This window comes from Spirosoma arboris (assembly GCF_009754945.1).
Taxonomy (GTDB): domain Bacteria; phylum Bacteroidota; class Bacteroidia; order Cytophagales; family Spirosomataceae; genus Spirosoma; species Spirosoma arboris.
On the sequence record NZ_WPIN01000001.1, the window covers coordinates 526,584 to 547,181 of the forward strand.

Annotated in this window: 11 protein-coding genes; 9 read left to right on the forward strand and 2 right to left on the reverse strand. The window is 47.2% G+C overall.

From position 1 onward, the window contains the following. The first annotated feature begins 179 nt into the window (after positions 1-179). From infB to GO755_RS02190, 4 genes are all read left to right on the forward strand, one after another. The gene (gene infB / locus GO755_RS02175) at positions 180-3,647 is read left to right on the forward strand and encodes a translation initiation factor IF-2 (RefSeq protein WP_157582925.1); all 3,468 of its coding nucleotides are present in this window, start codon (positions 180-182) and stop codon (positions 3,645-3,647) included. Positions 3,648-3,893: 246 nt separating this feature from the next. Then, positions 3,894-4,598 carry a metallophosphoesterase gene (locus GO755_RS02180; RefSeq protein ID WP_157582926.1) on the forward strand — a complete coding sequence of 235 codons (705 nt, stop codon included), beginning with the start codon at positions 3,894-3,896 and terminating at the stop codon, positions 4,596-4,598. Positions 4,599-4,783: 185 nt separating this feature from the next. Then, a complete protein-coding gene (locus tag GO755_RS02185; protein WP_157582927.1) occupies positions 4,784-6,880 on the forward strand; it encodes a BatA domain-containing protein in 2,097 nt (698 codons plus the stop codon). Between the two features lie 517 nt (positions 6,881-7,397). Then, positions 7,398-7,952 carry an RNA polymerase sigma factor gene (locus tag GO755_RS02190; RefSeq protein WP_157582928.1) on the forward strand — a complete coding sequence of 185 codons (555 nt, stop codon included), beginning with the start codon at positions 7,398-7,400 and terminating at the stop codon, positions 7,950-7,952. An 834-nt stretch (positions 7,953-8,786) separates the two neighbouring features. Here GO755_RS02190 and GO755_RS02195 read toward each other — a convergent pair. Continuing rightward, entirely contained in the window at positions 8,787-8,972 is a 186-nt protein-coding gene (locus tag GO755_RS02195) for a hypothetical protein (protein ID WP_157582929.1), read from the reverse strand. Positions 8,973-9,041: 69 nt separating this feature from the next. Between GO755_RS02195 and GO755_RS02200 the strand changes: the two genes are divergently transcribed. Then, entirely contained in the window at positions 9,042-9,401 is a 360-nt protein-coding gene (locus GO755_RS02200) for a T9SS type A sorting domain-containing protein (protein ID WP_157582930.1), read from the forward strand. Here the strand turns inward: GO755_RS02200 and GO755_RS02205 are convergent. Then, complete coding sequence (locus GO755_RS02205) at positions 9,398-10,174, reverse strand: NUDIX hydrolase (protein WP_157582931.1); 777 nt, start codon at positions 10,172-10,174, stop codon at positions 9,398-9,400. The two genes, GO755_RS02200 and GO755_RS02205, sit on opposite strands and share 4 nt — an antisense overlap. A gap of 129 nt (positions 10,175-10,303) precedes the next feature. On the opposite strand from GO755_RS02205, the gene GO755_RS02210 reads away from it, so the two are divergent. The 4 genes from GO755_RS02210 to GO755_RS02225 all read left to right on the forward strand — a co-directional run bounded on the left by GO755_RS02210 (position 10,304) and on the right by GO755_RS02225 (position 20,496). Beyond that, positions 10,304-14,083 (forward strand): ThuA domain-containing protein, encoded by a 3,780-nt coding sequence (locus GO755_RS02210; RefSeq protein ID WP_157582932.1) that lies wholly within the window; start codon positions 10,304-10,306, stop codon positions 14,081-14,083. 47 nt (positions 14,084-14,130) lie between these two features. Beyond that, complete coding sequence (locus GO755_RS02215) at positions 14,131-14,511, forward strand: hypothetical protein (protein ID WP_157582933.1); 381 nt, start codon at positions 14,131-14,133, stop codon at positions 14,509-14,511. Between the two features lie 236 nt (positions 14,512-14,747). Further along, the gene (locus GO755_RS02220; RefSeq protein WP_198174730.1) at positions 14,748-17,258 is read left to right on the forward strand and encodes a glycoside hydrolase family 2 TIM barrel-domain containing protein; all 2,511 of its coding nucleotides are present in this window, start codon (positions 14,748-14,750) and stop codon (positions 17,256-17,258) included. A 331-nt stretch (positions 17,259-17,589) separates the two neighbouring features. After that, entirely contained in the window at positions 17,590-20,496 is a 2,907-nt protein-coding gene (locus GO755_RS02225; RefSeq protein ID WP_157582935.1) for a glycosyl hydrolase, read from the forward strand. Positions 20,497-20,598 lie beyond the last annotated feature (102 nt).

A 20,598-nucleotide genomic window follows, 5' to 3' on the forward strand; every position in this document is an offset into this window, starting at 1 on the left:
ATAATGAAGACGGGGACGCCCCTGTGGTGAAAAGTTAAGAATGAAGAATAATTAGACAACCTTTTATTCTTCATTCTTAACTTTTCGCTCTTCATTATCAAAATGCGGGATTTTTATTGTTGTAAGTGGTGTTCATAAGATACCAACAACCATTAAATTTGCGGAATATAGACCGAAGTATGGCAGAAGAAAAGTCAATGCGCCTAAGCCAAGTGGCAAAAATTCTCAACAAAGGACTTTCCTCTGTTGCGAGTAGTCTGTCTGCCAAGGGGTTTAAGGTCGAAATTAATCCTAACACCAAAATCAACATGGAACAGTTGGAGGTGTTAGCGAAGGAGTATAAATCAACGGAACTCCTGAACGGAGCTCGCCGGGCCGAACCGTCGGTCGCGGTCGCCGAGCCACCGCGTTCTCAGGAGGAGGATGTCGTTTTGTACCGTCGTGATGATGCGAGACGTCCAATTGTCGAAAACAAACCAGAATCAGCCCCAGCTGAACTGCCCAAAACGACTCCAATCGAGTCGAAACCAATTCCGCAAACTGCTCAGACAGGTTTGCCAGGATTGAAAGTAGTGGGTAAAATTGATTTGAATGCTAAGCCAGCGGTAGCCGCTCCTCCTGTGCCGCAAGCGAAAGCAACGCCACCACAAGAGATAAAACCGGTTGATACACCGAAACCATCGGATAGTATAGCTACTCCGACACCAACGGCTAACCCGGTACCAGTAGCAACGGAAGTTCCAAAACCAATACCAGTGCAGCCACCGACTGCACCTGTTGTTAAGCCAGAAGTGGAAGCTGTAAAGCCTGTAGTACCTATTCAACCCGTTGATGTGAAGCCGACGCCGGTTCAAGTGCAGCCCATTCTGGTGGTACCAACGCCCGTAGAAACACCGCCAGTACCTAAGGAGACACCTCCAGTGGTCGTCGCTCAACCAAAGATAGTAGAGACTCCGGTAGTAAAAGTGGAGACTCCAAAACCCGTTGTTAAGCCTGAAATTCCAAAACCTGTTGTTCGGACTGAAGCGCCGAAGCCAACGGTTGAAGTTAAACCCAAGCCAGAAGCTCCGCAGGTGAAACCAACTGTAACAGCGCCTGATAACGAGGAAGAGGCTCCAACCGAAACTATTCGGGCAGCTGGTAGCCATCAACTTGGTGGACTGAAAATTCTTGGTAAAATTGAATTGCCTGTAAATAACCCTCGGCAAGGGGGAGGAAACAGCAACGCCGATAAGAAAAAACGCAAACGGATTCGTGGTGGTCGTGAGGGTGCTCTTGGAAGCACAGGACAACCGAATCAGGGTGGCGGTGGTCAACAACAGGGTCAGGGCGGTAACCATCGTAATGATCGTGCTCCTCGCGATGGCGACCGCAGTCCGGCAAATCGCACCTCAGGCGATCGCCCGCAGGGGGATCGTAACCAGACTGGTGGTAACACTGCTCCGCGCGATGGAAATCGTCAGCAGGGACAAGGTCAGGGTACCCCACGTGAGGGGGATCGTAGTCAGGCACCAGCCAATCGCGCTGGTGGTGGCAATGGTCAGAACTCGGGTGCTAACACTGCTAATCGGGATCGAAATGGAAACGGACAGGCAGGTTCTGGAAATAACGCCAACAACAATAATCGTTCGGGGGGCGGTAATAACGCCAATCGAGGAGGTAACGGACAGGGACAAAACCGTGGTGGAGGAAATAATGCTAACCGGAGCGGAAGTGGTAACAACAACCGTCGTGAAGCACCAACACAGGCCGATGTTCGGAAGGCGATTCAGCAGACCAATGCCCGGATGCAGGGTAATACACCTAATCGGGGGGCTGACCGCCGACGTGATCGCCGGAGCCAACGCGAAGAAGATCGCCGTCTGTTGAATGAACAAGAGGAACTGGAAGCAAAAATCCTGAAAGTAACTGAGTTCGTTTCGGCAAACGATCTGGCATCGCTGATGGATGTTTCGATTAACGAAGTTATCTCGGTTTGTTTGAACCTCGGAATGTTCGTTTCGATCAACCAACGTTTGGATGCTGAAGCCATTACCGTTATTGCAGATGAGTTCGGCTATGACGTTCAATTTATATCTGCTGAAGACGAAACAGAAGCAGGTATTGATGTTGAAGCAGATGAGCCAGATGATCTGCAACCCCGTGCTCCAATTGTGACCATTATGGGTCACGTTGACCATGGTAAAACATCATTGCTTGACTATATCCGTCGTGCGAAAGTAGCTGCTGGTGAAGCAGGGGGTATTACACAGCACATAGGTGCCTATAGTGTAAAAACCAGTGACGATCGCATGATTACGTTCTTGGATACACCGGGTCACGAAGCCTTTACGGCTATGCGGGCTCGTGGTGCTAAAGTAACCGACGTAGTTATCATCGTGATTGCTGCTGATGATAGCATCATGCCACAAACACGTGAAGCAATTAACCACGCGCAAGTAGCAGGGGTACCTATTGTGTTTGCTTTTTCGAAAGTAGATAAACCGGGTGCTGATGCCGAAAAAATTCGGGCTGAACTCGCGTCTATGAACATGCTCGTAGAAGAATGGGGTGGTAAATATCAGGCGCAGGAGATCTCGTCGAAATCCGGCTTAGGGGTTGATGATCTGTTGGAAAAAGTACTTCTTGAAGCTGAATTACTTGAGTTGAAAGCCAACCCTGACCGTCGCGCATTGGGTACTGTTATCGAAGCCTCACTTGATAAAGGTCGGGGCTACGTATCGACTGTACTGGTTGAGAACGGTACACTCCGCCAAGGCGACATCATGCTTGTTGGGGCACACTATGGTCGTATACGGGCTATGAGCAACGACCGGGGTGAGCGAATTAAAGAAGCTGGTCCAGCAACACCAGTTCAAATTCTGGGTCTGCCGGGTGCACCGCAAGCAGGGGATAAGTTTAATGTGATGGAAACGGATCGCGAGGCCCGAGAAATTGCGAACAAACGCGAACAACTCCTGCGTGAACAAACGCTACGTACTCGTAAGCACATTACGCTTGAAGAAATCGGTCGCCGAAAAGCTATCGGTACTTTTAAAGAGCTGAACGTAATTGTGAAAGGTGATGTGGATGGTTCGGTTGAAGCCTTATCCGATTCGCTATTACAACTCTCTACAGAAGAAGTTCAGGTGAACATCATCCACAAAGCAGTTGGCCAGATTTCCGAATCAGATGTATTGCTGGCCTCAGCCTCAGATGCAGTCATTGTTGGCTTCCAGGTGCGCCCGTCATCGAGTGCGCGTAGATTAGCCGAGCAAGAGCAGATCGAAATTCGTCTCTATTCCATCATTTATGATGCTATCAACGAGGTGAGAGATGCTATGGAAGGCCTGCTAGCACCAACTGTTGAAGAGGTAATCGTAGGTAACATTGAAGTTCGTGAGGTATTCAAAATTAGCAAAATTGGTACAGTTGCCGGTTGTTATGTGACGGAAGGTAATATCAAACGAAATAATAAAATCCGGATCATTCGTGACTTTATTGTCATCCATACGGGCGAAATAAGTGCGCTGAAACGCTTTAAAGAAGATGTTAGTGATGTGAAATTCGGCTACGAATGTGGCTTGAGTATCAAAAACTTCAACGACATTGAAGTGGGTGATGTAATAGAAAGCTTCGAATTGAAAGAAGTGAAACGGACATTGTAATAAATGAAATGCTCCCATCTTTGGAGCGTTTCAGACTTCGGCCCTGACTGGTTTCCAGTTGGGGCTTTTTTATTGGATTATTTTTTAGTTTGATCGGTATTCTGGCTTATCTTGAAGAAGGTTTGTAGGATGAGTTCGTCTGACTAGGGAGCCGTATCTACTAGCAACGTTAGTTTCTTTACTGGCAATGCCACAAACAACCCGTTATGTGCCGGATGGTTTTATCTGGCGGAGAAAAAATCGTTCATGAAATTCCTTGCTATCAGTGACCTGCACGGACGAACCGTCTGGAAGGAAGCTAACTTTACTCAGTACGACCAGGTTATTTTCCTTGGTGATTATACAGACAGTTACATTGTTGATGATGAAACAATTTACACGAATCTGAATGAGATTATCCACCTAAAACTTCGTCAGCCAGATAAACTCGTGTTGCTTGTTGGCAATCACGATGCACAATACATGCATTTTCCGAATTACCGTTGTTCTGGATTTCGGGCGTGGGCACAATCCGATTTGACAGATCTGTTTGTCAAATATCATAGTCTGTTTCAAATGGCGCATCAACGGGGCCCTTATTTGTTCACACATGCGGGCGTTACAACTAAATGGCTGGCCCGACTTCTGAAGAAAACAGGAAATGAAACGCTTGCGATCACACCTGACTATAATCTGGCCGGATTATTGAATAAGATACATGAGCAGCCTGATCACATTCGGAATCTACTGTTTGAGGTGAGTTCCAGAAGAGGGGGGCATGATCCTTTCGGTGGCCCTATTTGGGCTGATCGCTCAGAGACAAAAGTCGACTATTTACCAGGATTTCATCAGATTGTTGGGCATACGCCTATTGACGATTTCATGACAATGGGCGATGAGCGGGGTTCAATTACTTATACGGATGTACTGCAAACCAAAACAGCATTTTACGAAATCACAATCCCTGACTAACTTAGGCACTAAAGAAACGAAAGACCTATATCAGGGCGTTAAGAATAAAACTGTTGGGAAACGATTAGGCAAATCAAGAATAGTTAACATGCTCAGGATTTGATAAACAACTTTTGACTGATCCTGCAACATTTGACAATTTTTGACAATCCTTGACCATGCCAACAACACCTGACCATCGCTGAATGAATTTCCTTTATCCTTCCTTCTTGTTTGGCCTGATGGCCATATCGGTTCCGATTGCCATTCACCTGTTTAATTTCCGGCGGACACGGCGGGTATTTTTCACGAATGTAGCCTTGCTTCGGAGTGTTCAAACCGAGACCAAATCGTTTCGAAGGTTGAAACACTGGCTTATTCTGGCGTGCCGTTGTTTGTTTCTGGCATGTCTCGTACTAGCGTTCGCTCAACCGTTTATCCCTAGTAAAAATAAATTGGGTTTGTCGCGGCAGGGTGTTACGAGCCTATATGTTGATAACTCATTTAGCATGCAGAATGAGCGCAATACTAAGCGGTACTTAGATATTGCTACGGGTAAACTAGATGAATTATTGACGTTGTTTCGTAATGCGACGTCGCTTCAATTATTGACCAACGATTTTTCGGCGGCAGAGCAACAGGCTGGAACGGCTGAGTCGGTTCGCGATCGGGTTACTTCCATTCGCTTTGCTCATACGCCCCGTACGCTCGAAACCGTTTATCGGCGGCAGCGTAATTTGCTGAGTTCGCTTAATCCGGGTGGACGAAATCAATTGTTCTGGTTTTCAGATTTTCAGAAGAGTACTGCTGGTGATTTATCGCGACTAAAAATTGATACAACTGATCGATTGTTTATTGTTCCTCTGGATGCGCAGGCCACTAAAAACGTATATGTTGATTCAGTCTGGCTAAGCACGCCCTTTATCCGGGAAATGCAGAACAACAGCATTAACGTGAAGCTCAATAATGCGGGCCGAGAAAATGTTCGGAATCTTCCGATACGATTGTATTTAGATGATACGCAAACGTCTACGGCTTCGGCCGTGCTGGCACCGGGAGGTTCAGCAACAGTTTCGCTTAATTTTAACGTGACATCGAAAGGGTATCATCGAGGACGGATTGTGTTTGAAGACTATCCAATCACCTTCGACAACCAGTATTTTTTTGTAATAGAAGCCTCTCCGGCAGTTCGAGTGTTGCATTTATATGAGCAACAGGCTGGTCCCTCGGGCCGGCCAACAGGTTATGTGGATGCGGTCTACTCCAATGATAGCTTATTTGTCCATCGGAGTTTCAATGCCCAGAATTTCGATGTTGGGCAATTAAAAGAAACCGATTTAGTAATACTAGAGGGCGTGTCTGATGTAAACGGTACATTACGAACCGAACTGGAACGCTTTGTAAAACAGGGAGGAAGCTTAGCGATCATTCCGCCCACTGTACCTAATACAATATCATATCAGCCATTTTTGCAGACTTTAGGAGTTAGTAACGTACAAATACTCGCTTCATCCAGTACCACGCCAACATCCGTACCGGTGGCTGATCCTGACCGACGTACCCCTTTCTTCCGCGATGTGTTCCAGCAAAGCTATCAGTCTGAGCCGCTGAATATGCCAACAGCTGCTCCCGTCTGGCGGTGGAATGCTGGGGAACGGTTATTGACTTTACGCGATGGTAATCCATTGCTGACTCAGTCAAAAGCTGGTGGTACATCACCGGGGAGTGTTTATATATTCGCCAGTCCGCTGTCATCTGCTTATGGTAATTTAGCTGAACATGCTCTTTTTGTGCCGGTCATGTATAAAATGGCGGCCCTGAGCGTTCGGGCACAACGAACAGCCTACTCCTTCGATGACAACCTGCTAACGATTCCTGTTAGTAACCCATCCGAACGCTCGGTATATAAATTGAAGCGTGACAAACTGGAAATTATTCCCGTGCAGCGGGTAGTAGGTAATCAACTTCTGCTCGAAATGCCCAAAAGCAACGAACTGGCGGCTGGTCAGGAAATTGAAGCAGGCTATTATGCCTTGTTGAATAGTGAAGGAAAAACCGAGCGCTTGTTGGCCTTTAACCACGGCAATCAGGAATCTGCAATGGATTTTTATTCAGCCGATGAACTACGCCGAGCCTTCGCAAACCAGCCTAATGTAGAGGTGTTCGACAGTATTCAGGATGGTGATTTTGTACAGGTTCTGGAGCAGGAAAACTTAGGCAAAAGCCTCTGGAAATACTTCCTACTGGCTGCACTGGCGTTTTTGTTAGTGGAGGCAGGCTTAGTACGGTTTATGAAAGGCTAGCGCTGATCCTTAGGTGCTATTTGATAAAAATTAGCCTTCGATGGATTGATAAGCTAGTTTCTGGCGGTTTTCAGGACTTTCCAGAAGCTACAGCCAAAATTCCTCTCTGGCTGTTCTGATAGAATGGCCGTTTCTGCGACCCCTTTCGTCGTTAACGCTTCCTATCCCGAATGCATTATTCTGAGGGTAAAATTAAGGTAATTAACTGATAGGCTTTATCTTACCTGTAAATAAGGCAGGCAGGAGCTTGAGGTATTGTTTGCGCCAGATATTTCTACGTGAAGAAAAATTAGATTTATCCAACTTTTCGTATTTTGGTAACAAAATCAGTTGGCCAATGTGCTTTCTGGTTCTGCTTAGTTCCTTACCGTTCCCTTTTTGCCATATCGAAAGATTAATGGAAATGGATGTTACTGATGGTCGCTCACAAAGCCTACCATCGGAACGAAATTGGAACGAATACTCAGTACAAATTAGAACCCATAAATGATGTTTAATATATTTCAACCTATTAACTATGCTAACTTTATGTTCAGATGAGGAAGTGATTCGTCAGCTTTACCACAGTCAACCCAAGCAATGCTTCGAAATGCTTTATAAGCGCTACGTTGGCAAAGTGTACCGAAGGTGTTTGTCTATGACTCGAAACCATGAGCTGGCTCAGGATTTTACGCATGACATTTTTCTGAAAGTTTTCGCTAAAATAGACGCCTTTCAGGAACGATCCAGTTTTTCAACCTGGCTCTATGCCATTTCGTATAATTACTGTTCAGACCAGCTTCGACTGGCAAAGCGGCTTCCAGTTGACTCTCTAGACAATTTGTTGAAACAGGAAGTGCCAGACACAGGCGCAATTCAGCGACAGGATGAAATGATTCAATTGATCAGGCAGGCGCAGGAACGCCTGTCGGTAAAAGATCAGGCATTGCTACAGTTAAAATATGAAGATGGATTAACTGTCGAAGAAATTGCGGGATTGTACAATATTAAGGGCTGCGCTGTTAAGATGCGACTTAAGCGAAGCCGGGAAAGAGTATACCAATGGTGTACTCAACAGCCTGCTTATTGTTAGGTATAGGCTATCAAAACGTACTGATTTATTGATTGCAAAGCCCGCTATGACACTTCATAGCGGGCTTTTGCTTTAGCCCTCACTAGTTCACTAGTACATCATTCTGCCCGAGCAGCCCCTGCGTATTCGAATCAGTTGTGATTGTGTGTTGATCTGCTTCTATTGCCTGTGATTCCTGATTGCCAAAGGAACTGCCTTCGTCGCTCGATTTTATAATTGATGGTGTATTTTCAGTCCTGCTGACGCTCTGGCCAAAACTTTGTGAATTTTTGTTGGTGGGAGTATGGACAATCTTAGCAGACAACAATGCGCCTAGAAATGTACAGCTAATCGACGCTAGAAAAACAGGTAGAGCCCACTTTAACTGGTGCTGATAAAGAAAAGAAACTAAGCAAGCCAAAAGCAGCAAGGAAGTTATCAGTAAAAAGAAAGATAGAAATCGTAGTCCGGTTTTTTTCATAGAGAAGTAGAGTACTAGACTGCATTGGACGTCCTCTTGCCTTCTAGTTGATAGAACCGTTTGCCGCAGGCTGTACAACGGTAGGCTTTGCTAGAGACGAACTTCATTAGTCCAGCCCTCGCGGTGCGATCGGGATGGGGATTTCCACAGCTTGGACATTTCTTCTCAAGCCGAATTGTTCGAAAGACATAAATAAGACAAGCTATAAAGGCGATGCTGCCAGCAGCGAGCAGAGCGAGAAAGTTCATGGTGAGAGGCAGTTACGGAGTTACTAAAAGTGGCTCTATTGGTCACAGAGACTACTTTATTAGTTTGAAGGTACTACTTCACTGCCACCAGAAAGATTAAAATCGGTCAAATTGATATTATATTAACTAAACGGCGATCTTGCCTTGTTGCGGCAGGTTATAAGCAGCGGGAAGAGCCATTTGAGGTAATCGGTTATCTATGGTTTGGTAACTATAGGAAAATGGATGTGATCGCTCATCAGTCAAAAGTCCATACTCATCTTTCCGATTCAAGTGATCGTCGCCTTTTAGTTTCGGGCTTCCTATGCACATGGCAACTTTGTCTCACCAGATCGCCGAAACGGTGCGGTCAAATGAGATAAACACTTACTAAAAAAAGCCATGAAAAAAATACTTATTCTGATGTTGGGTCTAGTAGCTAGTACCGCATCGTTTGCTCATCAATCAACTACACAACCTGAAACCGCTCAGACCCGTCTGGTGATGACCAACGAGCATAAAATTAAACTCTACATTCAACCCCTGCAGACCAAAGCCCAGCTTGCAATTCAGGACGCCAACGGCCGATCGGTCTATACCTCAACGGTAGCCCTTCAAAAAGGGTTAAGTCAGCAATTCGACATTTCAGGCTTGAGTGCTGGTACTTATCACCTGACAATCGCAACCGGCGCAGAGACGCTTACGAAGACGTTTGTAGTGCAGGCCAATCCCGATGAAAGCTTTATGGTGCAGGAATTTTAATAGGTATGCACGATGCCCTGCTTCAAGGCATCCTCATAAGCTTCTTTCTCAAATTGATATAGATAAGGAGACCGGTGTGGACCAATAGCTCGTTGTTCTGCCAGTTTTTTGATTAGGCCCAGGGCAACGAGCTTTTTGGAAAAATTACGCTGATCCAGTTCTTTTCCCAGAATCGTCTCGTACAACGTATGAATTTCTGGAAGAGTAAATTTTTCGGGCAGCAAGTTATAGCCAATTGGCTGGTGATAGATCTGAAGCCGAAGCGTAGCTAACGCCTTTTCTACGACTTCACTCTGGTCGAATAAAAGTGGAGGAACCTGTTTTACATCCCACCATTGGTAATCCTCGGTGAAAAAGTCAGTCCGGACACTAACCTTCGAATAATCGACTAAAGCGAAGTAGCCAACCGACAGCGTACGTTCGAACAGCCAATTATCGTCGTTTACCTCAAGGCCATAATTTGCTCTGAACTCACTCGTACTTCGCTCTTGAAGTCGGTAGGGCGAATCACCAAAAATGTGAAACTGTTGAAGAAATATAGACTCCAAACCTGTGCGCTCCTGCAAAATGCGATGGGCTGCCTGACTTAGGGGCTCTCTTCGCTGAATAAAACCACCGGGCAATCCCCAGCCATTAAGTCCTTTCCATTTGAGGAGTAAAATCTTGAGTTGCTGATCGTGGTAGCCAAAAATGACCGGGTCGATACTCAAATGAGGCAAATAATGCCTATGGCCGTTCTTGACAAAGTCGTCGACTTCTTCTAGCGAATTCATATCATCAAAACTAAAAAAAATATTCCGTAAAATTTACGAATTAAGAAAAAGGCGCCCTATCTTTATTCCGTAAAATTTACAGTTTTGAGATTACTTCAATTTTTTCGATAAATAATCAATTACTTTTCGATGCTACAGCTTCTTCCTAATTCCCTTCGTTGGTTGGTTGGAACAGCACTAGTCGGTCTGCTGTCCACTGGACTATGGTCGTATGTGGTTGTTAATGAACCGCCCCGTATCCTTGTGTTTAGCAAAACTGCCGCCTTTCGCCATGCATCTATCGGGGCGGGCCAACAGGCTCTGTTTAAACTCGGTAAAGAGCAAGGCTTTGCCGTTGACACCACCGAGAACGCCAGCCGATTTTCCGAAGAAAACCTAAAACGCTACCGGGCAGTCGTTTTTTTTAGTACAACCGGCGACGTGTTGAACTCGCAGCAGCAAAATGCCTTCGAACGCTACATTCAGGCCGGAGGGGGCTATCTGGGCGTTCATGCGGCTACTGATACCGAATATGACTGGCCTTGGTACAACCAACTGGCTGGTGCATGGTTTTCCAACCACCCCATGCCCGACAATGTCCAGAAAGGGACATTCGTTGTCGTAGATAAAAACAACCCGGCAACTAGTTTCCTGCCGGAGCGCTGGGAGCGGGAAGATGAATTTTATTCCTTCAAAAACATTAGCCCTGCGTTGCATGTATTACTAACCATTGACGAAAAGACTTATAAGGGCGGTACCAATGGTGATAATCATCCGATGGCCTGGTATCAGGAATTTGATGGTGGACGTTCGTTTTATACAGCGGGTGGCCATACCGATGCAACCTTCTCGGAGCCACTGTTCTTGCGGCATCTGGGGGCCGGTTTACATTATGTGATGGGGGGCGACTCACCCAAACCATTAGACTATACCAAGGCAAAAACGAAACTACTGCCCGACGAGAACCGGTTTTCAAAAGTTGTGCTGGCCGAGAAGCTCGACGAGCCGATGGAGCTAGTGGTGCTGCCAGATAGCCGTGTGCTACTCGTTGAACGCAAAGGTGCTGTCAAACTCTTCAGCCCATCGACCAGTAAGCTTACCACGATTGCACATATTCCGGTAAACACTAAAGTGACCGATAAGGAGGGGAAAGTTGGCGAAGACGAAGGCGGTTTGCTAGGAATAACCAAAGACCCACATTTTTCTGAAAATCACTGGCTTTACCTGTATTACTCGCCCGAAGGGTCAGCAGCTAAAAATATCCTGACCCGCTATGAACTGAAAGGAGATGAACTGGTACTCTCGTCGAAAAAAGTCATTCTGGAAGTAGCAACTCAGCGGGAAATCAGTGGCCATGCGGGCGGCTCGTTAACCTTCGATGCGAAGGGGAATTTATACCTGTCAACCGGTGATAATATTAATCCGCAGCAATCTAATGGGTATAGTCCGTCGGATGAGCGGCCGGGGCGGTCACCCTTCGATGCGCAGATGACCTCGGCCAACACGAACGACCTGCGCGGTAAAATCATCCGGATTCATCCTGAGGCCGATGGATCGTACACCATTCCCGAAGGTAACTTATTTCCAAAAGGGACGGAGAAAGCCCGTCCTGAAATCTACACGATGGGCCACCGGAATCCGTTCCGAATTTCCGTAGACTCCAAAACCGGCTTCCTTTACTGGGGAGACATTGGTCCCGATGCCTCTCAGCCTAATGAGAAGCGTGGTCCCGCTGGTCAGGATGAGGTTGGACAGGCACGAAAGGCGGGTAATTATGGCTGGCCCTATTTTGTGGGCGATAATAAACCTTATCACCTCTACGATTTTGCTACCGGCGAGTCTGGTCCGTTGTACGACCCGGCCCAGCCCATCAATAAGTCGGTCAATAACACAGGGTTAAATCAATTGCCGCCAGCTCAGAAAGCCTTTATCTGGTATCCCTATGCCGAATCGAAAGAGTTTCCGCTGGTGGGTTCTGGTGGTCGTTCGGCCATGGCAGGTCCGGTTTACTACCGAGACCAATTTAAAGCCGCCAAGCGCCCTTTCCCAGATTATTACGATGGTAAACTCCTGACGTACGAATGGATGCGAGGCTGGCTGATGGCTGTTACACTAGATGCTTCCGGTAATTATAAGTCGATGGAGCGGGTAATGCCCAGCTACAAATTTTCCAACCCCATGGATATAGAGTTTGGGCCAGAAGGCGATTTGTATATGCTGGAATACGGCAGTGGCTGGTTTACCCAGAATGATGACGCCCGATTAGTACGTATTGAATACAACAGTGGTAATCGCAAGCCAATCGTTCAGGTAGCCACCTCTAAAAAAGGTGGATCGATTCCCTTCAAAGCTCGCCTTTCGTCGGCTGGCACGAAAGACTTTGACAACGATGCACTGACCTATGTCTGGACGGTAAAACCCACAGCAGGTGGCACCACCCGCACGTTCCGGGAGGCTAACCCAACAGTAGCTTTCGACAAAGCCGGGATTTACAAGGCTACCCTGACGGTAACCGATACTAAGGGCGGCAGCAGTAGCCGGGCTATCGAGATTATGGCGGGGAATGAAGAGCCTGTGCTTACGTTCGAAACCCAAAACAGCAACCAGACTTTTTTCTTTCCGGGTCAGCCCTTTGACTATGAGGTAAAGGTTACCGACAAAGAAGATGGTAGCCTCGCCAAGTCGGGCGCGACCCCAGGGAAAATCAAGCCGGAACAGGTCGCCGTTAACATCGACTATCTGGCCGAAGGCTATGACCTGGTCACAATTGCTCAAGGGCATCGCAGCGCCGATGCAACCGCACAGGTAGGCAAAGGGCTTAGCCTGATAGAAGCCAATGATTGCAAAGCTTGCCATAGTATCGAGAAAAAGTCCATCGGACCCGCCTATCAACAGGTGGCGCTTAAGTACAAAGGCGATGCCAGTGCCGCCGATCGGTTAACTAAAAAAGTCATTTCGGGTGGTAGTGGCGTGTGGGGTGACGTAGCCATGAGCGCACACCCGCAACTGTCGCAGGCCGATGCCGGAATTATGGTTTCCTATATTCTGAGTCTGGCCGAAAAGAAACAGGCTGCGCCTTCGTTGCCTGTGAAGGGAAGCTATACCATGACTCTGCCTTCGAGCGACAAGGGCGAAGGCCGTTACCTAGTTCGGGCTGCTTATCAGGACAAGGGCAACGGAAGCATTCCGCCTATTACGGCAGAAAAAACACTGTTGTTGCGTAGCTCAAAAATGCCAGCCGGAAAAGCCGATAAGATAGATGGGGTCATGAAGTACGGCACTATTATCATAGCCTCGGTGAAAGGGTCCAGTATTGGGTTTAGTAACATCGACTTAACGGGCATTACTCAACTGAAATTTACAGCGTCGGCTCCCAAAGCTCAATTGAATGCAGCGGGAGGCACTATTGAAGTTCGGCTGGATGAACCAACGGGGAAACTACTTGGCGAAACGGTGTTTATTGCACCGGCAGATGGGTCTAGTATGACCAATCTACCACCGCCGGTAATTGCAAAACTAGCTGAGGTGAAAGGCGTTCACGATGTATATCTGGTCTTTAAGAATGATAAAGCCCCAGCCGGTCAGGCCCTGTTTGTGCTCATGGATGTGGATTTTCAAACGAGCCAATCGGCGATAGCCAGTACAAAGCCAGCTACAACACCATCCAGTTCGTCCACTCAAAATCTGGATGCTTATGCGGGGAAATACAAAATGACAGGACTTCCTTTTGAGTATATCGAAGTGACAGCCAAAGAAGGTCATCTGTATATGAAGGCAGGCGAGAATGAATCGGTACTCACGCCAGGATCGGAAGCCGATGAATTCAAAGGCGCGAGTGATTCGGTTGTCAAATTCGACCTTGGTGCAGACCAGAAAGCTACGTCCATAACACTCAAGGTTCAAGGTATGACGTTCAAAGGAGTCAAATAAATAAAGGATTTTCTATTCAAAATTTCACGTTTAAATCAATAATCACAATGAAAAAAGTAAGCCTGTTTCTATTCATTTTTCTCCTGGGCGTTTGCGCCAAAAGCTTTTCTCAAACCACCCCACCAACCGATTTTTTTGCCGGAAAATGGGAAATTTTGGTAGTCGGCACGCCTGAAGGCGACGCGAAATTTGTCACTGAGCTGACCCGAAAAGACGGTAAACTAACTGGCGAATTAAAAGATCCAGCGGGCGTGAAACCTGCCGTTCCAATTACTAAAGTCGAGGAAGAAGCAACTAAACTAACGATCCATTTCGATTCTCCTCAAGCTGGTGATATCCCTATTGAGCTGACCAAAGTGGACGATGACCACTTGAAAGGAATGCTTTACAATATGTTTGAGGCTACAGCGGTACGCGGAAAAAAATGAGGATCAGACTAGCTGGGATTGAATGGGTTGTGCCCTTAACCCTAAGGAGTGAATTTGTTTAGGGTTTCACTTTTGCCTGACGAATCAGATAAAAGTAGGCTCGTTTTTGTCATCCCGACGCAGGAGGGATCTCATGCTTGCTTAACACTTGAGATCCCTCCTGCGTCGGGATGACAAAAACGCAGTAACAAATCCTAATCAGGTATTCGATGATCCATCTTCCTAAGGCACTGTCTATGAGGCAAGTGAATTTGTTGACCGTATTCTTCCTATTACTTGCCATTAATACCCACGGACAAGATTCCCGAGCCGTTTTGTTTGATACTGACTGGCGCTTTAAAAAGGATAGCCTCATTCAGGCAGAAAGTCCAACATTCATTGATTCTGGTTGGCGAAAACTGAATTTGCCCCACGATTGGAGCATCGAAGACCTGCCTAATCAACAGGAAGGCAGCGTGCAGGGGCCGTTCACCAAAGCGTCGATCGGAAAGGCGGCAACTGGTTATACGGAGGGTGGGGTAGGCTGGTACCGTAAAACGTTCACACTGGACAACCGCTACGAAGGGAAGCAAACCTACATTACGTTTGATGGGGTATATATGGAGGCCGATGTCTGGGTGAATGGTCACCATTTGGGCGACCACCCGAACGGGTATACCTCGTTTTCCTACAACCTCACCACTTTCCTGAATCCCATTGGTAAGCCGAACGTCATTGCAGTTCGGGCGAAAAACCTGGGCAGAAACAGTCGCTGGTATGCGGGTTCCGGCATCTATCGCCATGTGTGGCTAGTGCCCCTCAATGCTCTGCACACGGAACTGAACGGTAATTATGTAACCACACCAAGCGTCTTGCCGGGTACTGCTCAGGTAAAAATTGAAAGTTCTCTTACCAATGCGTCTTCCCAAAGTAAAGTGATTGATGTACGGGTTGATATGGTCAATCCGTTCGGTCAGGTCGTGGGTAGTCAGAAACGATCCGTGACCATTGCTGCTAACAGTTTCGTTTCTACCACACAGCAACTAACGCTTACCAAACCCGCTTTATGGACGCTGGAAAATCCCGTTTTGTATTCAGCCCGAGTGACCCTGGTTGCTGATGGTAAGAATCTTGACCAAACCATAACGCCGTTCGGCATTCGAAGCCTGGAGTTTAACGGACAAAAAGGCTTTCTGCTCAACGGTAAAGTAGTCAAACTAAAAGGCGGCTGCATTCACCATGACAATGGGCCTTTGGGTGCTGTCAGCATTGATCGGGCAGAGGAACGAAAGATCGAGCTCCTCAAAAAAGCGGGCTACAATGCCATCCGTTTGAGCCATAACCCCGTCTCTCCTGCCTTACTGGCTGCCTGCGACCGGCTGGGTATGCTGGTCGTTACCGACGCCTTCGATTCGTGGGAGAAAGAGAAACTGGGTCTTAAAAACAGCTATCACCAGTATTTTAAGGCTTGGTGGAAACGCGATATTGATGCGATGATGCTCCGCGACCGCAATCATCCGTCCATCATTATGTGGGGAATTGGTAATGAAATTTGGGAAGCGGCCGACACATCAGGGCATCGGATGGCTAAACAATTAGCGGATGAAGTGCGCCGGTTAGATCCCACTCGGGCGGTAACGGAAGCCATGTTGTACTTGCCTCAACAAATCAAATTCAAGTGGGAGGCATTCGCCCCGCATTTGGCTAACCTGGATGTAGATGGCTATAACTATTTCATTGGCGGTAAATATGACCCCATGCAACGGGATAGTGCTACGACCCATCGGTATGAATCAGAACATGCCAAACATCCTCAAAAACTGTTTATGGCCACTGAATCGTACCCTTCTGCCGCATTGGAAAATTGGGATGCAGCGGAAAAACATCCGTATGTCATCGGCGGATTTAGCTGGACGGCTATGGATTATATCGGTGAGGCCAACATTGGTGGACCAACCTACGTCGCTGAGGCCACCAAAATACCCCAGGGTCTAATGAGCCTGATGTTCTTTTTTAAACCTACATCCTGGCCGGTATTCAATGCCCATTGCGGTGACCTGGACCTGATTGGTAACCGAAGAGCTGCGTCTTATTACCAAAACGTTGTTTGGCGAAACAGCCTGATTGAGATGCTGGTTCACCAGCCCATACCAGATGGTATGAAGGAGGCAAGATCGCCTTGGGGATTTCCGGATGAACTGAAAAGCTGGACATGGGCAGGTATGGAAGGCAAAAATATGAAGGTGAACGTGTATACCCGAAGTAAGCGTGTGAGACTGGAACTGAATGGAAAAGCTATTGCTGAACAGACTGTGCCGGATGGCTCGATTACTACTACGTTTGACATAGACTACCAACCGGGTACGCTAACGGCCCGAGGGTTTGATGGGGAAAAGGAAGTTGGCTCAAGCACCCTGTCAACTGCGGGAAAACCAGTTGCCATCCGGCTAGTAGCAGATCGGGTAACAATCAACGCGAATCAGAATGACCTGGCCTATGTTCGGGCCGAGATCATTGACCAAAACGGTAATGTCGTTCCCTCGATTGACGACGCAGAAATCATGTACCAACTGACGGGGAACGCAACGTTGGCTGGCGTAGGCAATGGCAATCCGACCGACTTGTCCAGTTTTCAGCAAAACCATAAAAAAGTCTACCAAGGAATCGGATTAGCCATTCTCCGGTCTAATGGCCAGAAAGGAACTGTGACGTTAACTGCAACCGCCAATGGTTTGAAAGCAGGTAAGGTGCAAGTTGAACTGAAGTAGATTGGTTGATGAAGTTGTTGAGTCAATTACCTTTTAAGTATTAGCCCACCGCTTTAGCTGTGGGTATTGGCAAAATGGGGGCCATTTCAGCAACTGCTTTAATGGTTTAAGCAGATAACAAACCGTTGAAACGGTTGTCTTTAGTCGGCTTACTTTCTCTTAACCCACAGCTAAAGCGGTGGGCTGATAATTTTCAAATCGTTGATTATTCTTTCAAATCAATAAGGGACTCTATCCAAGCAAGAGTAAAGCCTCTTCGGGGATTTAGGTGTAAAGACCGTATCTGAAGGGTCGTTTTGCTAAAACTATTTCCTCCCTAAATCACCAAAAAATGCCTACTTCTCGCTATAACCTTCCCCAAATTCGGCTGGGCGGGCTTGCACTGACCCTGATAATTGGTGCATTCACCTTTCAATCTAAACTCGTTCCAGTTGACCCTCTGCCAGTGGGATCGAAGTGGTTTCCTCAATACGATTTTGACCCGGTAACCTTCCAGAAACCGCCCCTTACGTTTGGGCCATACGCTCGCTGGTGGTGGCCGGGTAACGACGTTACAAAACCAGAACTTCAACGGGAAATTAACCTCTTTGCCGATCACTCATTTGGGGGTGTCGAAGTGCAGACACTAGCATTAGGTTTACCCCGATCATCACCGGAACTATCCGCCAAGATCATGACCTGGGATACACCCGAGTACTACGAAAATCTAAAAACGGTGATGGAGGAAGCGCGAAAGCGAGGGCTAACAGTCGATTTAACGGACGGAAGCGGCTGGCCTCCTGGTGGTCCGTTTCTTGATCCGCAGGACGGCTTTTTGACCCTGCAAGCAGCCTCTCAGGATATAAAAGGAGGCAGAATGATTAGTCTCCCGTTACCCACCATTCCTGGTAAATTGGGAGTGATCCCGCACTTAGAAGCTGTTTTGGCTGCCAAAATTGTGGCCTCCCGCCCCGGCGATAATGAAAAGACAACGGCTTTAGACTCAGCAGCGCCAATGGTGTTGACTGGTCAAGTTCGCAACGATACGCTTCATTGCCAACTACCCGCTGGTGACTGGAAACTAATTGCCTTGTGGAGCCGCCCCAGTGGACAACGGACGATGACCGCTGGACCCACACAAGGGCCAGTAGTCGACCATTTTGATTCAGTCAAAGTGATCAAGAATTATAGGCACGTTATCGGTCCCCGAACGGGCCTGGAACCTTACTACGGTAATCCACTACGTGCCATTTTTAACGACAGTTATGAATTCGAAGTAGACCGGCATTACTCGCCGGACTTCATTGCGTATTTCAAGCGAAAACGCGGCTACGATATAACGCCCTGGCTTCCGGCTAACCTGCAAAAGGGGTACAATTATGCCTCGTACAAACGACCCAATGCTCCTCTCGAATTTTCGTTTGGTTCTGAAGATTGGCGACTACGGTACGATTATGACCGAACAATAGGTGAATTACTCGGCGAGCATTTTATCAAAACCAGTAGTAGCTATCTGGAGAAACGGGGTATGCTCCACCGTACGCAGGTGTATGGGATGAATATGGATATGATGGCTAATGCCGGACTGGCCTCCATTCCGGAAACCGAAAGTATGCTTGGTCCCGAAGCTATTCTGAAGGTTATGGCTTCAGGCGCTCATTTGTATAATCGCCCCATTTTGTCAGCCGAATCGGTGGTATTTATTAACCGGGCTTATACCACTACGCCACAAAAAATCAGGCTGGCGGTCGATAAACTCTTTGCGGCTGGTGTCAATCAGATTATTTACCACGGTGTACCGTATCGCTATACGCCCAAGGAGTTTAGTCCCGAAGGCTGGTATCCGTTTTCGTCGCCCTACCTGGGTGCGGTCAATTTTTCGTCTCATTTAGGCGAAGGAAGTACGTACTGGAAATTCCAGAAAGACATCAACGAGTACATTCGCCGAACTCAGTACGCTTTACGAGCAGGAAAGCCACATACCGATGTGTTGATTTATTTCCCCTTTACGAACGTGGATGGCATGCCAGATAACCCCGAAGAAATCCTGACGAAAGGCTATAGTCCCGGTGTTGAGGCTCCTTTGCCCGCCACTAAAGAACCGCATGACATGGCGAAATCGACATGGGCTGAGCACGTTTATCCTCTTATCAATCAACTGGAAGCAAACGGCATTAGCTGGGGATGGGTTAATGATGCATCCCTCCAGCAAGCCCAGCTTGACCCCCATAAACAAATCACCATTCGGGGTAATCGGTATCAGGCCCTGATTATTGCAGATTCTTCGACAATTCAGCTACAGACTGCCCAGCAAATCAATACGCTGGCTGTTAAGGGGATGAAGCTATTAGCTGTCGGCAAACTCCCAACAAAACAACCTTCATTTTTAAACTGGCAGATCAACGATCAAAAAACGACCCAACTGATCGTAACGGCCATAAAACAGAAAAATAGCCGACATATCAGTCAGGCAACCGATGCGGGTAGCTGGATTCAGCCGCTGAGCCAACCTGTTAAATTTAATGGGACGTTTGGGTTTACTCGTCAGATGAAGCGAGACATGAGCGATGGTAGTCGGGTTCAGTTTCTCTGGAACAAGAGCGATCAGTGGCAGACGATTTCCCTATCGCTGGATAAAAAATATACTGGCAGCTATTGGTTAAACGCCGAGAACGGAACCATAACGAAGAACAGCAGCCCTGCCTTGACCTATCGCATAGCGCCCTACAGCTCAGTAATCCTGTATGCTTCCACCAAAAAGACTGTTCCTGCCAATATGGTTTCGGCGCCACCTGTATTAGCCGATGGTGCTACCGAAATTCGTCAACTTACTACCTGGTCAATACAGGCAGATAGTCTGACGATAAAGGATAGCCCTCTGTTTGACTGGAAGACCCGCGAGGAGGTCAAGTTTTCCTCCGCCGTAGGTATCTATACATCGTCATTTCAACTGGATGTGAAGAAAACAGCGGCCCATTATTTCCTGGATTTAGGCAAGGTGTATTTTACTGCTGAGGTAACTATTAATGGGAAATCTGCTGGTCAGCGACTTTCTGCGCCTTACCAGTTGGATATAACGTCGTTTGTCCAGCCTGGAACGAATCAAATCCAGGTACGAGTCACGCCAACCGAATTGAATGGTTTTATTGGCAAGGCCTCCACTGGCGACAAGCGTTATTCACAGTTTAAAAATAAAACGGATCAGCTCATGTCGGCGGGTTTGGTAGGCCCTGTTAAACTACTACTATTAACCCAATAGACTATGATCCCTTTATAAACAGGCTGATTAAAGAATGAATCGTTTTAGGGGCGTTCGTTTGTATATGTGTGATGGCGTATTTATTATGATATTATTTTATTG

Bases quoted from the DNA above. Each gene is read 5' to 3' on its own strand.
- infB (WP_157582925.1), top strand. From the start codon at position 180: ATGGCAGAAGAAAAGTCAATGCGCCTAAGCCAAGTGGCAAAAATTCTC.
- GO755_RS02180 (WP_157582926.1), top strand. From the start codon at position 3,894: ATGAAATTCCTTGCTATCAGTGACCTGCACGGACGAACCGTCTGGAAG.
- GO755_RS02185 (WP_157582927.1), top strand. From the start codon at position 4,784: ATGAATTTCCTTTATCCTTCCTTCTTGTTTGGCCTGATGGCCATATCG.
- GO755_RS02190 (WP_157582928.1), top strand. From the start codon at position 7,398: ATGCTAACTTTATGTTCAGATGAGGAAGTGATTCGTCAGCTTTACCAC.
- GO755_RS02195 (WP_157582929.1), bottom strand. From the start codon at position 8,972: ATGTGCATAGGAAGCCCGAAACTAAAAGGCGACGATCACTTGAATCGG.
- GO755_RS02200 (WP_157582930.1), top strand. From the start codon at position 9,042: ATGAAAAAAATACTTATTCTGATGTTGGGTCTAGTAGCTAGTACCGCA.
- GO755_RS02205 (WP_157582931.1), bottom strand. From the start codon at position 10,174: ATGAATTCGCTAGAAGAAGTCGACGACTTTGTCAAGAACGGCCATAGG.
- GO755_RS02210 (WP_157582932.1), top strand. From the start codon at position 10,304: ATGCTACAGCTTCTTCCTAATTCCCTTCGTTGGTTGGTTGGAACAGCA.
- GO755_RS02215 (WP_157582933.1), top strand. From the start codon at position 14,131: ATGAAAAAAGTAAGCCTGTTTCTATTCATTTTTCTCCTGGGCGTTTGC.
- GO755_RS02220 (WP_198174730.1), top strand. From the start codon at position 14,748: ATGAGGCAAGTGAATTTGTTGACCGTATTCTTCCTATTACTTGCCATT.
- GO755_RS02225 (WP_157582935.1), top strand. From the start codon at position 17,590: ATGCCTACTTCTCGCTATAACCTTCCCCAAATTCGGCTGGGCGGGCTT.